This window comes from Streptacidiphilus sp. MAP5-3 (genome assembly GCF_041262505.1).
Lineage (GTDB): Bacteria > Actinomycetota > Actinomycetes > Streptomycetales > Streptomycetaceae > Streptacidiphilus.
On the sequence record NZ_JBGCCL010000003.1, the window covers coordinates 285,991 to 298,460 of the forward strand.

Annotated in this window: 10 protein-coding genes; 4 read left to right on the forward strand and 6 right to left on the reverse strand. The window is 69.5% G+C overall.

The genetic code is table 11. The features are described from left to right. Positions 1–132: 132 nt before the first annotated feature. Together rpsT and ABH928_RS07575 are read right to left on the reverse strand one after the other, a co-directional pair. A complete protein-coding gene (gene rpsT, locus ABH928_RS07570; protein WP_111500226.1) occupies positions 133–399 on the reverse strand; it encodes a 30S ribosomal protein S20 in 267 nt (88 codons plus the stop codon). A gap of 178 nt (positions 400–577) precedes the next feature. Next, positions 578–886, reverse strand: a complete 309-nt coding sequence (locus ABH928_RS07575) for an antibiotic biosynthesis monooxygenase (protein ID WP_370063416.1) — start codon at positions 884–886, stop codon at positions 578–580. A gap of 85 nt (positions 887–971) precedes the next feature. Between ABH928_RS07575 and lepA the strand changes: the two genes are divergently transcribed. Together lepA and ABH928_RS07585 are read left to right on the forward strand one after the other, a co-directional pair. Continuing rightward, a complete protein-coding gene (gene lepA / locus ABH928_RS07580) occupies positions 972–2,846 on the forward strand; it encodes a translation elongation factor 4 (protein WP_370063418.1) in 1,875 nt (624 codons plus the stop codon). Positions 2,847–3,024: 178 nt separating this feature from the next. After that, entirely contained in the window at positions 3,025–5,235 is a 2,211-nt protein-coding gene (locus tag ABH928_RS07585) for a protein kinase (RefSeq protein WP_370063420.1), read from the forward strand. Here the strand turns inward: ABH928_RS07585 and ABH928_RS07590 are convergent. Continuing rightward, the gene (locus ABH928_RS07590; protein ID WP_370063422.1) at positions 5,232–5,828 is read right to left on the reverse strand and encodes a TIGR03086 family metal-binding protein; all 597 of its coding nucleotides are present in this window, start codon (positions 5,826–5,828) and stop codon (positions 5,232–5,234) included. The genes ABH928_RS07585 and ABH928_RS07590 overlap by 4 nt on opposite strands. A 72-nt stretch (positions 5,829–5,900) precedes the next feature. Here ABH928_RS07590 and ABH928_RS07595 point away from each other — a divergent pair, with 72 nt between their 5' ends. Both ABH928_RS07595 and ABH928_RS07600 read left to right on the forward strand, forming a co-directional pair. Then, positions 5,901–6,719, forward strand: a complete 819-nt coding sequence (locus ABH928_RS07595) for a DUF6597 domain-containing transcriptional factor (RefSeq protein ID WP_370063424.1) — start codon at positions 5,901–5,903, stop codon at positions 6,717–6,719. 9 nt (positions 6,720–6,728) lie between these two features. Next, on the forward strand, positions 6,729–6,941 hold the full coding sequence (locus ABH928_RS07600; RefSeq protein ID WP_370063426.1) for a hypothetical protein: 213 nt from the start codon (positions 6,729–6,731) through the stop codon (positions 6,939–6,941). A gap of 206 nt (positions 6,942–7,147) precedes the next feature. On the opposite strand, the gene ABH928_RS07605 is transcribed toward ABH928_RS07600, so the two are convergent. From ABH928_RS07605 to ABH928_RS07615, 3 genes are all read right to left on the reverse strand, one after another. Continuing rightward, positions 7,148–7,993 (reverse strand): lysozyme, encoded by an 846-nt coding sequence (locus tag ABH928_RS07605; protein WP_370063428.1) that lies wholly within the window; start codon positions 7,991–7,993, stop codon positions 7,148–7,150. Between the two features lie 242 nt (positions 7,994–8,235). Then, positions 8,236–10,206 (reverse strand): ABC transporter ATP-binding protein, encoded by a 1,971-nt coding sequence (locus ABH928_RS07610; RefSeq protein ID WP_370063430.1) that lies wholly within the window; start codon positions 10,204–10,206, stop codon positions 8,236–8,238. Further along, entirely contained in the window at positions 10,203–11,936 is a 1,734-nt protein-coding gene (locus ABH928_RS07615) for an ABC transporter ATP-binding protein (RefSeq protein WP_370063433.1), read from the reverse strand. The genes ABH928_RS07610 and ABH928_RS07615 overlap by 4 nt, the downstream gene beginning before the upstream one ends. Positions 11,937–12,470 lie beyond the last annotated feature (534 nt).

Consider the following 12,470-nt stretch of genomic DNA (forward strand, 5'->3'; position numbering starts at 1 on the left):
GCCCTTCCGTCAGCTTCAGCTACTGCAGCCCACCCGCGTGGCGAACGCAGGCCGCGTGGGCTGCTGGTTGTGCGGCCCGTCCGGCGCGTTTGAGAGGGAACGCAGTCCGGTCGGGCGGTCGATCAAGGAGTTTCAGCCCTTGAGCGCGTCAACCTTGGTGGCCAGCGCGGACTTCTTGTTCGCGGCCTGGTTCTTGTGGATGACGCCCTTGCTGACGGCCTTGTCCAGCTCACGGGACGCGACACGGGCCAGCTCGTCGGCCTTCGCGAAGTCGCCGGCCTCCACAGCCTCACGGGTCTTGCGGATGGCGGTCTTCAGCGAGGACTTGACAGCCTTGTTGCGCTGACGAGCCTTCTCGTTGGTCTTGATGCGCTTGATCTGGGACTTGATGTTCGCCACGAATGAGCCTCAGTCTGAGTTGATTCTTCTGTCTTCCGGGACTGCGTCCGCGCCGGGCCAGGTTAGAGGGCATGGCACAGCACAGACACGGTGCTCCACGATACCAGAGCTGTTCAGGGCCCCCGTAACCCGGTCAGACGCAACCCGGTCGGACGTGACCCGGTCAGACGTGACTCGGTCAGAGCACCGACTCGCCGAAGTGCTCGACCAGCGGGAACGGGTCGTAGTAGCGGTGCAGCAGCGCGCGCCACTGCTCGTACTCGGCCGACCGGCGGAAGCCCTCGGTGTGGTCGGTGAGCCGCTCCCACTCCACCAGCAGCAGGAAGCGTGCGCTGCTCCCCTCGGCCCTCTCGTCCACACAGCGGCGCAGCTCCAGGGACCGGAATCCGGGCTGTACCGCGATGAGCGGCCGGGCCTCGGCGAACGAGGCGAGGAAGGCGTCCTCCTGGCCGGGGCGGACGTCGAGCAGAGCGGATTCCATGATCATGGCCCAGGATTCTGCCGCACGGCCGGGCCATGGGACGATGGGTGGGAAAAACTTGTCCCGGCCGATCAGAAGAACTGGATCCTTAGTGTCCGCCATTCCGTCCAACGTTCCGCAGCCGAGCAACACCGATCCGGCGCTGATCCGCAACTTCTGCATCATCGCCCACATCGACCACGGCAAGTCCACCCTTGCCGACCGGATGCTGCAGATCACCGGCGTGGTCGACCCCCGCCAGATGCGGGCGCAGTACCTGGACCGGATGGACATCGAGCGTGAGCGCGGCATCACCATCAAGTCGCAGGCGGTCCGGCTCCCCTGGGCCCCGCGCACGGGTGCGAGCGCCGGCGCCACGCACATCCTCAACATGATCGACACGCCGGGCCACGTCGACTTCACCTACGAGGTCTCCCGCTCGCTGGCGGCCTGCGAGGGCACCCTCCTCGTGGTCGACGCCGCGCAGGGCATCGAGGCGCAGACCCTCGCCAACCTCTACCTGGCGCTGGAGAACGACCTCACCATCATCCCGGTGCTCAACAAGATCGACCTGCCGGCCGCCCAGCCGGAGAAGTACGCGGACGAGATCGCCCGCATCATCGGCTGCGAGCCGACCGACGTGCTGCGGGCCAGTGCCAAGACCGGCCTGGGCGTCGAGGACATCCTGGACGCCGTCGTCGAGAAGGTCCCGGCCCCGGTCGGCGTCAAGGACGCCCCCGCCCGCGCGATGATCTTCGACTCGGTCTACGACGCCTACCGCGGCGTGGTCACCTACGTCCGTGTGATCGACGGCCAGCTCAACAAGCGCGAGCGCATCCAGATGATGTCGACCGGCGCGACGCACGAGCTGCTGGAGATCGGCGTCATCTCGCCCGAGCCGATCCCGTCCCAGGGTCTCGGCGTCGGCGAGGTGGGTTACCTGATCACCGGTGTGAAGGACGTCCGCCAGTCCCGCGTCGGTGACACCATCACCTCGATGCACAAGGGCGCCACCGAGGCGCTGGGCGGCTACAAGGACCCGAAGCCGATGGTCTTCTCCGGCCTCTACCCGCTGGACGGCTCGGACTACCCGCTGCTGCGTGACGCCCTCGACAAGCTGCGCCTCAACGACGCCGCGCTGGTCTACGAGCCGGAGACCTCCGTGGCGCTCGGCTTCGGCTACCGCTGCGGCTTCCTCGGCCTGCTGCACCTGGAGATCATCCGGGAGCGCCTGGAGCGCGAGTTCAACCTCGACCTGATCTCCACCGCCCCGAACGTGGTCTACCGGGTCGTCATGGAGGACGAGTCCGAGCACACGGTCACCAACCCGAGCGAGTTCCCCAGCGGCAAGATCGCCGAGGTCCACGAGCCGATCGTGCGCGGCACGATCCTCGCGCCCAACGAGTTCGTCGGCGCCATCATGGAGCTCTGCCAGGCCCGACGCGGGGTGCTCCAGGGCATGGACTACCTCTCCGAGGACCGCGTCGAGATCCGCTACAACCTGCCGCTCGCGGAGATCGTCTTCGACTTCTTCGACCAGCTGAAGTCCAAGACCCGCGGCTACGCCTCGCTCGACTACGAGCCCATCGGCGAGCAGAGCGCCAACCTGGTCCGCGTGGACATCCTGCTCCAGGGCGAGCAGGTCGACGCCTTCTCCGCGATCGTCCACCGGGACAAGGCCTACAGCTACGGCGTGATGATGGCCGGAAAGCTGCAGAAGCTGATCCCGCGCCAGCAGTTCGAGGTGCCGATCCAGGCCGCCATCGGCTCGCGCGTCATCGCCCGTGAGACCGTCCGCGCCATGCGCAAGGACGTCCTCGCGAAGTGCTACGGCGGTGACATCTCCCGTAAGCGGAAGCTGCTGGAGAAGCAGAAGGAAGGCAAGAAGCGTATGAAGATGGTCGGCCGCGTGGAGGTCCCCCAGGAGGCCTTCATCGCCGCGCTGTCGACCGACGACAACGCTGCCGCCGTCGAGAAGAAGAAGTAGCCGGGAGCGTTCGTACCGGACCGTTGGTGAGACCCCCGCACGGAAGTTGTGCGGGGGTCTCACCTTTGTCCGATGATCTGCACGACTGCGGTAACCTCCCCCTGCTTGAATGACCGTATTTCTGTATGACCGTTAGCGCGCGCGGCAGGGGCCGCGCCCAAGCCGGGGGCCTGCCGTTATGACCGAGCCGAACAACATGTCGCCGGACGTGTTCGCCGACCCCAGACTCTTCGGCTCGACCGGGCTCGACCGCGTCGGCGCGTCCCCGCTGCGGGCGATGGACCCCCGCCGGGTCGGCCCCTACTCCGTGCTCGCGCTGCTGGGCGGCGGCGGGATGGGACGCATCTACCTGGGGCGCCCGACTGACGGGTCGTCAGGTCTGGCTGCGGTCAAGGTGATCCGTCCCGAGTATGCCGAGGACTCCGGCTTCCGCAAGCGCTTCGAGCGCGAGTCCGCCGCCCTGGCCCGGGTGCGCGGCGAGCAGGCGGCCGTGCTGCTCGGCAGTGGCTACGACGGCGACCTGCTCTGGATGGCCACCGAGTACATCCCCGGCCCGAGCCTCTCCGAGGCCGTCGTAGGCTTCGGTCCGCTCAGCTCCACCGCGGCCTGGCGGGTCGCCCTCGAACTCGCCCAGGCGCTCTCCGCGATGGAGCGCGTCGGGGTGGTCCACCGCGACATCAAGCCGTCCAACGTCATTCTGGGACCGGCCGGTTGCCGGGTCATCGACTTCGGCATCTCGCAGGCCGCCGACACCAGCTCCATCACCACCACCGGCCAGCAGGTCGGCACCCCCGCCTACATGTCGCCGGAGCAGGTGCGCGGCCAGTCGGTCGCCACCTCCTCGGACATCTTCGCGCTCGGCTCCGTGCTCGCCTTCGCGGTCACCGGCCACGGCCCCTTCGGGGACGGCACGACTGTGGACGTGCTGCACCGGGTCGCCTTCGAGGAGCCGAAGGAGGAGATCCTCGGCCAACTTGCCGAGATCGACCAGGAGTTGGCCGAACTGGTCCGCTCCTGCCTGAGCAAGACCCCGGACGGCCGCCCGACCGCCGAGGCGGTCGTCGAGCGCGCGGCCTCGCGGCAGGTGGCCGCGCCCTGGTCGGCCGAGCTCAGCGGCGCGATCATGACCCGCGTCGAGGTGGCCATCGCCGCGCAGCAACTGCCGCTCCCGGCAGCGCCGCCGGAGGGCACCATGCTGCTCGGCGGTCGCGGCGACGCGGGTGCCGGTGGCGTGGCAGGAGCGGCGGGAGCGGTCGGCGCAGCGGCGGCGTTCGGCATGCCGGGCACGCCCCCCATGGGGCACACGCCCCCGCACATGGGCCAGCACACCCCGCCGACCGCGCAGGCGCCGGTACAAGGCACCCCGCCGACCGTTCCCGTCGTGGACAACCACGCCCCGACCGCGGCCGGTTATCCGGCCCAGCCGGGTTATTCGGGGCAGGGGAGCTTTCCCGGGCAGGGCAGCTTCCCGGGCCAGGGCGGTTACCCCGGGCAGGGCGGTATGCCGGGGCAGGGGAGCTTCCCGGGCCAGGGCGGTATGCCGGGCCAGGGCCCCGCACCGGTGCTGCCCGCCTACGTGCACGTCTCGCCCGACGGCGCGCCGCCGGAGCAGCAGCCGAACCGCAACAAGCGACGCGGCGTGCTGCTCGCCGTCGCCGCCGTGCTTGTCGTGGGGGCGCTGACCGGTACCGCGATCGCCCTGACGGGCGGAAGCCCCGGCAATCACCCCGTCGCGTCCGTCACCACCGGCGGCGGCACGCCGAGCGGCAGCGCGGGCAGCGACACGGCCTCCGGCTCCGCCGCGCCGAGCAGTTCCGCCTCCGGCCCGGCGTCCGCCTCGCCCGGCTCCCCGTCGGCCACCCACCCGGGCCCGAGCGGATCCACCGCGTCAGGATCGTCGGGCAGTTCCGGCTCCGGCTCCCAGGGCGGCACCTCTGGTGGCGGCAAGACCGGTGGGAGCACCTCGGGTGGTGGGACCTCTGGCGGCGGCACTTCGGGCGGTGGGACTTCCGGCGGTAGTACGTCCGGTGGCGGCACTTCGGGCGGTGGGACCGCCAGCGGTGGGACGTCCGGTGGCACTTCCGGCGGCAACACCCCGCCGCCCCCGCCCCCGACCCCCGTCTGGGACCAGAAATGCACGTACTACTCCGGCAGCGCTGAGACCGACCCGGGCACGACCGGTGCCCGGGTGCAGGAGGTGCAGTGCCTGCTCTGGTACCGCGGCGGCAGGTACCAGAGCATCATCACCTCGAGCGGCGGGATCGACGGCCAGTTCGGCAATGGCACCAAGCAGGCGGTCGAGGACTTCCAGAGCTGCATGGGCCTCAGCGTCGACGGCGGCGTCGGTCCGCAGACCTGGCCGGCCCTCCGGAGCAGCTCCAACTGCTAGTGGCTCCACCCGGGCCTCCGCCCTGACAGGGCCAGCGCACGGTCGAAGGCCGGGGCGTCGTCCGCGACCTGGACCGCCTCGGCGAAGCCGTCGTACTGCCGGAACATCGGCGCGTACTGCTCGACCTGCGCGAGCACGGCTGCGACCGTCACGTCGTCCAGCACGTACTGCTGGCCGGAGCCCCGGGTGGCCTCCCAGCCGTGGAGGGCGAACTCCAGCAGCATCATGCCCGCGATCGCCGTCGCGGGCATCGTGCTGTCGCCCACCTTCATCTCCCTCTTCCAGACGGCCGGTTCGGACCACGCCTGGAGCGCCTTCTCCACCTGCGTTGCGTAGTCCTCGGCCCAGCCCGGCTCGGCGGTGAAGTCCCGCTCGTACCACTCCGACGGCACCAACCCGCCCTCGGCGCGTAGCGCGAAGTTGTACGCGGTCCACAGCGTCAGGTGGTTCACCACGGCGCGCAGGTCCCACTCCGCACTCGGAGTGGGGGAGCCCAACTGCTCGGGCTTGATGCCCCGGATGACGCGGACGGTCTCCGTCGCCGCGTTGGTCAGGTGCTCGTGCATCTCGTGCTGTGCGTCATTCACGTCCATACACACGAATCTAGGAACCCGTGACGCTGCTGTCTTGAAGAAACGCGACAGCTGAGCCCTAAGCTCGATCATGTGGCAGCGGCGGAAACCGGCGGGCGGCGCGGCGTGCTCCATCCCGAGCAGGGGGCGAGCCGGTTCACGGTGACGCCCGTGGCTCCGGGCCCGACGCTCGTGCCCTACCTCGAGTACCACTGGATCGTCCGCTGGGACGTCACCGGCCAGCCGCCCTACGAGCAGCAGGTGCTCTCCCACCCCAACGTCCACCTGGTCTTCGAGGAGTCGGGCCCGCTGGTCTACGGCGTGATCCGGGGCGTCTACACGCGACGGCTGACGGGCGCGGGGCAGGTCCACGGCGTCAGGTTCCGGCCCGGCGGATTCCGGGGCTTCAGCGACCGGCCGGTGCAGAACCTGGTCGACCAGGTGCTCCCGGCCGCCCGCTTCCTCGGCCCGGAGATCGATGCCCTCTGCCCGCGCGTGCTCGCCTGCGCCGAAACGGACGAGATGGTCCGGCTGGTCGAGGACTTCCTGCCGACCGTGCCGACCTTCCCGACCGCGCTCCCCGATCCGCAGGCGGCGCTTGCGGCCACCGTCGTCGACGAGATCACGCGGGACCGGGCCCTGCTCCGGGTCGAGCAGCTGGCGGACCGGTTCAACACCTCACCGCGCACGCTGCAACGGCTCTTCGCCGAGTACGTCGGGGTGTCGCCGAAGTGGACCCTCCGCCGCGCCCGTCTGCACGAGGCCGCGCAGCGCGCGGACGGGGAGGCCGACATCGACTGGGCCGCCCTCGCCGCCGACCTCGGCTACGCCGACCAGGCCCACCTCACCCGCGACTTCACCGCCGTCGTCGGCGTCTCCCCGGCCCGTTACACGCGCGGCCGTCCGCACTAGCCTCACGGCATGGACAGCAGAAGCCCCGGCAGGAGCACCCGCGACCAGCAGGAGCCGGAGTCCCCGCGCAACCCGTTGCTGGACCCGCGCCTGGCGGGCGCCGGCGGGATGTTGGTCGCCGCTGCGGCGATCGCCTGGCTGCTCACCCACGGGACCGGCGGAAACCCGTCCGGACCTGCGCCGTTGCCACCCCCGTCGGCCACGGCGGTGGTGACCGGATGAGCAGGAATCGAGAAGTCGGGTGACGTGGCCGCGACCTGGCGTGGGCGCCAGCCGATCGACCAGCCCTGGGGCCCGCGCGACTGCGCCTTCCACGACCCTTCGGGCAACACCGTCCGGATCCAGGCCGCCGCCAAGAAGTAGAACGCCACAGCGGGGCCCGCTCCCCATGGCGCGGGCCCCGGCTGCCGGTTCGGCTCGACGCCCGCTCAGCCCAGTGCCAGGGCCTGGACGCGGGTGATGTCGCCGTTGAACTTGTCGTGGTCGCCGACCGTGGGCCCGGAGTCGGTGTACTGCCACATCGTGTAGTAGCCCCAGCCGGCCGGGAGGGTGCCAGGCGTGCCGTTGTAGTCGGCGATCCAGAGCGGGTCGTTCGCGGCGAAGCCGGAGTAGTTGCCGGTGCACTCCGTCCACCACGAGGTCGCGGTGTAGATCACCGGGTACCGGCCCGTGCGGTTCAGGTACTCGTCGACGAAGCTCCAGATCCAGTTGACCATCGCGCTCTGGGACAGGCCGTAGCAGGCCGCGCCGTACGGGTCCCACTCGATGTCCAGCGTCCCCGGCAGCGTCTTGCCGTCGGCCGACCAGCCGCCGCCGTGGTCGACGAAGTAGTCCGCCTGGGCCGCGCCCGTCGTGGTGTCCGGGGTGGCGAAGTGGTAGGCGGCGCGGATCATGCCGACGTCGTACGGGCCGTTGTACTGCTGGGCGAAGTCGGGGTTGGTGTAGTAGGTCCCCTCGGTGGCCTTGGTGTAGGCCCAGCGGACCCCGCTGTTCCACAGCGTCGTCCAGTCCACCGTGCCTTGGTAGCTGGAGACGTCGACGCCTTCGGTCTGCGTCACCAGCGGCTGGACGGTTCGGCCGCGGCCACCGCCTCCGTGTGCGCGCACGCCGATGCCCATGTACGCGGAGCCGCGCGGGAGTTTGGCGCTGGGGGACCGGGCGGCGGCGTTCGCCGCGCCGGTGGGTGCGAGAGCGAGCAGGAGCAGTGCCCCGACCAGGGTCGAGGCCACTCCCAGTCGACGGCCGTGTCTGTGCCGGAAGTTACGGGTGTTCATTGCGTCGCGCCTCCGTGGTGTCGTCGTGCAGGACGGCAAAGCACTTGCGAGAACGCTGAACTGACGGCATGCCGGCATGCGACACGGCAGCCGTGGCGCGGTCATGCCACCTGAATGCTACGCAGGTAGACGCGGTTCCGGAAAGGGTCGCTCGTGCACCGACCGTACACAAACACCGGTGCCCGCCTCCTTCGGGAAGGAAGCGGGCACCGGTCCTGCGGTGTCACGGAAGTGACGTGGCGTCAGTCCACCTCGGCCACGGCCTGCGCGAACTGCGCCTTGTACAGCCGGGCGTACGCGCCGTCCTGCTCCAGCAGCGAGGTGTGGTCGCCCTGTTCGACGATCGCACCGTTCTCCATCACCAGGATGGTGTCCGCGTCGCGGATCGTGGAGAGCCGGTGCGCGATCACGAACGCCGTGCGGCCCGCGCGCAGCTTGGCCATGGCGCGCTGGATCAGCACCTCGGTGCGGGTGTCGACCGAGCTCGTCGCCTCGTCCAGGACCAGGATCGACGGCTCCGCCAGGAACGCCCGCGCGATGGTGATCAGCTGCTTCTCGCCCGCGCTGACGCCGGTGCCCTCGTCGTCGATGACGGTGTCGTAGCCCTCCGGGAGGGTCCGCACGAAGCGGTCGACGTGGGCGGCCTTCGCCGCCGCGACGACCTGGTCACGGGTGGCGCCCTCGGACCCGTAGGCGATGTTGTCGGCGATGCTGCCGCCGAACAGCCAGGTGTCCTGGAGCACCATGCCGATGTGGCTGCGCAGCTCCTCGCGGTTCATGGCCGCGATGTCCACGCCGTCGAGCGTGATCCGACCGCCCGTCACCTCGTAGAACCGCATCAGCAGGTTGACCAGCGTGGTCTTGCCCGCGCCGGTCGGACCGACGATGGCCACGGTGTGGCCGGGGTCGGCGACCAGCGACAGGTCCTCGATCAGCGGCTTCTCCGGCTCGTAGCGGAAGGCCACGTGCTCGAAGGCCACCTTGCCCTGGACGATCTCCGGACGCTCCGGCTGCTCCGGCTCCGGCGACTGCTCGGGTGCGTCCAGCAGCTCGAAGACGCGCTCGGCCGAGGCCACACCGGACTGCACCAGGTTGGCCATCGCCGCGACCTGCGTCAGCGGCTGGCTGAACTGCCGCGAGTACTGGATGAACGCCTGGACGTCACCGATCGACAGCGCCCCGGAGGCCACCCGCAGACCGCCGACGACGGCGACCGCGACGTAGTTGAGGTTGCCGATGAACATCATGCAGGGCTGGATCAGACCGGAGATGAACTGCGCCCGGAAGCTGCTCGCGTAGAGCTTCTCGTTCTCCTCGTGGAACTGCGCCGCGGACTCCTCCTGACGGCCGAACACCTTGACCAGCGAGTGGCCGGTGTACATCTCCTCGATGTGGCCGTTCAGCTTGCCCGTGGACTTCCACTGCTGGACGAACTGCGGCTGCGCCCGCTTGCCGACCTTGGCCGCGATCACGGCCGAGGCCGGGATCGACACCAGCGCGATCAGTGCGAGCAGCCAGGAGATGTAGAACATCATCGCCAGCACGCCCACCACGGTCAGCAGTGAGGCGATGATCTGCGACATCGTCTGCTGCAGCGTCGTGGCGATGTTGTCGATGTCGTTGGTGACCCGGCTCAGCACCTCGCCGCGCGGCTGCTTGTCGTAGTAACTCAGCGGCAGCCGGGACAGCTTGTCCTCGATGTCGCTGCGCAGCCGGTTGGCGGCACGCTGCACCGCCACGTTGGCCAGCCGCGCCTGGATCACGCCGCACAGGCCCGCGACCGCGTAGATCAGCGCCACCCAGAGCAGCACCGTGCCGACCGCGCCGAAGTCGATGCCCACACCCGGCGTGAAGTGGATGGTGGAGAGCAGTTCCTGCTGCTGGTGCGTCGGCGGGTGCCCGGCCGTGGCGCCCGGCGCGCCGGACGGGTGCTTGCCGAGCAGCTTGCCGATGTAGCCGCCGAAGATCAGGTCGGTCGCGTGACCGAGAATCTTCGGACCGATCACCTGAAGCGCGACGCCGACCGTCGCCAGCGCCAGCACGCCCAGGATCAGCGGCCGTTCGGGCCGCAGGCGGCCCAGCAGCCGCTTGCCCGAGACCTTGAAGTTCATCGACTTCTCGGCGGGCTGCGCACCCATCCACCGCCCGGGGCCCATGGCCGGTCCGGGTCGGCGGCTCGCCGCCGCCTTGGCTTCGTCGCCCCCCGCGCTCATGCGGCCTCCTCCTCGGTCAGCTGCGAAAGGACGATCTCGCGGTACGTCTCGTTGTCGTCCATCAGTGAGTGGTGCGTGCCCTCGCCGACGACCGCGCCCTCGTCCATGACGATGATCCGGTCCGCGTCGCGGATCGTGCTCACCCGCTGGGCGACGATGACGACGGTCGCCTCGGAGGTCTCGTTCGACAGCGCCGCCCGCAGTCGGGCGTCGGTGGCGTAGTCGAGCGCCGAGAACGAGTCGTCGAACAGGTAGATCTCCGGCCTGCGGACCAGCGCGCGGGCGATGGCCAGGCGCTGCCGCTGACCACCGGAGACGTTCGTCCCGCCCTGCGCGATCGGGGCGTCGAGACCCTCGGGCAGCGCGCTGACGAAGTCCCGCGCCTGCGCGGTCTCCAGCGCGGCCCAGAGGTCTTCGTCGGTCGCCTCCGGGTTGCCGTAGCGGAGGTTGGAGGCGACGGTGCCGCTGAAGAGGTACGGCTTCTGCGGGACGAGCCCGACCGTCCGGGCCAGCAGCGCCGGCTCCAGCTCGCGCACGTCGACGCCGTCGACGAAGACCGAGCCGTCGGTCGCGTCGGAGAGCCGGGGGATCAGGTTGAGCAGCGTGGTCTTGCCCGCGCCGGTCGAGCCGATGATCGCCGTGGTCTCGCCCGGACGCGCGGTGAAGCTGACGTCACGCAGCACCGACGCCTCGGCGCCCGGGTAGCGGAACTCCGCGCCGCGCAGCTCCAGGAAGCCACGACGGGACAGCTCGCGCACCGGGCTGCTCGGCGGGACGACCGTGGTCTCGGTGTCCAGCACCTCCTGGATGCGCTCGGCGCAGACCTCGGCGCGCGGCACCATCATGAACATGAAGGTGGCCATCATGACCGACATCAGAATCTGCATCAGGTAGCTGAGGAACGCGGTCAGCGCGCCGATCTGCATGCCGCCGCTGTCGATCCGGTGCGCACCGAACCACATCACGGCCACGCTGGACAGGTTCACCACCATCATGACCAGCGGGAACATCAGCGCCATCAGCCGACCGACGCGCAGACCGGTGTCGGTCAGGTCGTCGTTGGCGGCACGGAAGCGGTCCTTCTCGTGGGTGTCCTTGACGAAGGCCCGGATCACGCGGAGACCGCTGATCTGCTCGCGCAGCACCCGGTTGACCGTGTCGATCCGCTCCTGCATCGAGCGGAACAGCGGACGCATCCGGCTGACGATGATGCCGATCATGATGCCCAGGATCGGGACGATGGCCACCAGCAGCGTCGACAGCTGGACGTCCTGGTTGAGCGCCATGATGATGCCGCCGACGCACATGATCGGCGCGGAGACCATCAGCGTGAAGGTCATCAGCACCAGCATCTGCACCTGCTGCACGTCGTTCGTGCTGCGGGTGATCAGCGAGGGCGCGCCGAACTGGCCCACCTCGCGGGTCGAGAACTCCTGGACCCGGGTGAAGACGGAGGCGCGCATGTCGCGGCCGAGGGCCATGGCGGTACGGGCGCCGAAGTACACCGCGCCGATGGCGCAGACGACCTGGGCCAGCGTGACCCCGATCATCACGCCGCCGGTCTGCAGGATGTAGCCGGTGTCGCCTTTGACCACGCCGTTGTCGATGATGTCGGCGTTGAGGGTGGGAAGGTAGAGGGTCGCGATCGTCTGGACCAGCTGGAGCAGTACCAGCAGGGTGATCGGCCTGGAATAGGGCCTCAGGTGGGCGCGCAGGAGTCGGATCAGCACTCGGGTCTCTCAGTGAAGCTCGGTAGTGCTCGGGCGTATGGGGCGTGCGGGCGGTTCAGGAAGCTCAGACAGTTCAGGCATTTCGGGCGTGCTGCTCGTGGAGCCGGTGGGCGGAGTTTGTGTGGATGTCACACGGGGCCGATGGAGCGATCCCCATCTGCGTACACCGTACCCGGTTGACGGGCGGGCGGCTATGCATTTATGCGCCTCGCGGGAGCGCATGCTACGTGCGCGCGGTGTACGGTCGGATTCCGGTGCGCGGCGGCTCATCGTAGATAGCTTACCTGCCGACCGGCAAGCAATGTGGTCCACACCACAATTCCCCCCTTACGTACGGGGCGATAACGGCCTACTCTGATCGTTGCTTGCCAGTTACTGGTGAGTTAAATAAACATCAGCAGGCACAGCATCCTCGGGGTCAGCCCGGGATCGCACCGCCTCACTTCGGCACCGCCTTACGTAGTACCGCCCCACCTCAGCAACGCCCCCGCCGTCCGCACCGCATCAGCCCTCCCGCCGCCCCATACCGGCCGG

Bases quoted from the DNA above. Each gene is read 5' to 3' on its own strand.
- ABH928_RS07575 (WP_370063416.1), bottom strand. From the start codon at position 886: ATGATCATGGAATCCGCTCTGCTCGACGTCCGCCCCGGCCAGGAGGAC.
- ABH928_RS07585 (WP_370063420.1), top strand. From the start codon at position 3,025: ATGACCGAGCCGAACAACATGTCGCCGGACGTGTTCGCCGACCCCAGA.
- ABH928_RS07590 (WP_370063422.1), bottom strand. From the start codon at position 5,828: ATGGACGTGAATGACGCACAGCACGAGATGCACGAGCACCTGACCAAC.
- ABH928_RS07600 (WP_370063426.1), top strand. From the start codon at position 6,729: ATGGACAGCAGAAGCCCCGGCAGGAGCACCCGCGACCAGCAGGAGCCG.
- ABH928_RS07605 (WP_370063428.1), bottom strand. From the start codon at position 7,993: ATGAACACCCGTAACTTCCGGCACAGACACGGCCGTCGACTGGGAGTG.
- ABH928_RS07610 (WP_370063430.1), bottom strand. From the start codon at position 10,206: ATGAGCGCGGGGGGCGACGAAGCCAAGGCGGCGGCGAGCCGCCGACCC.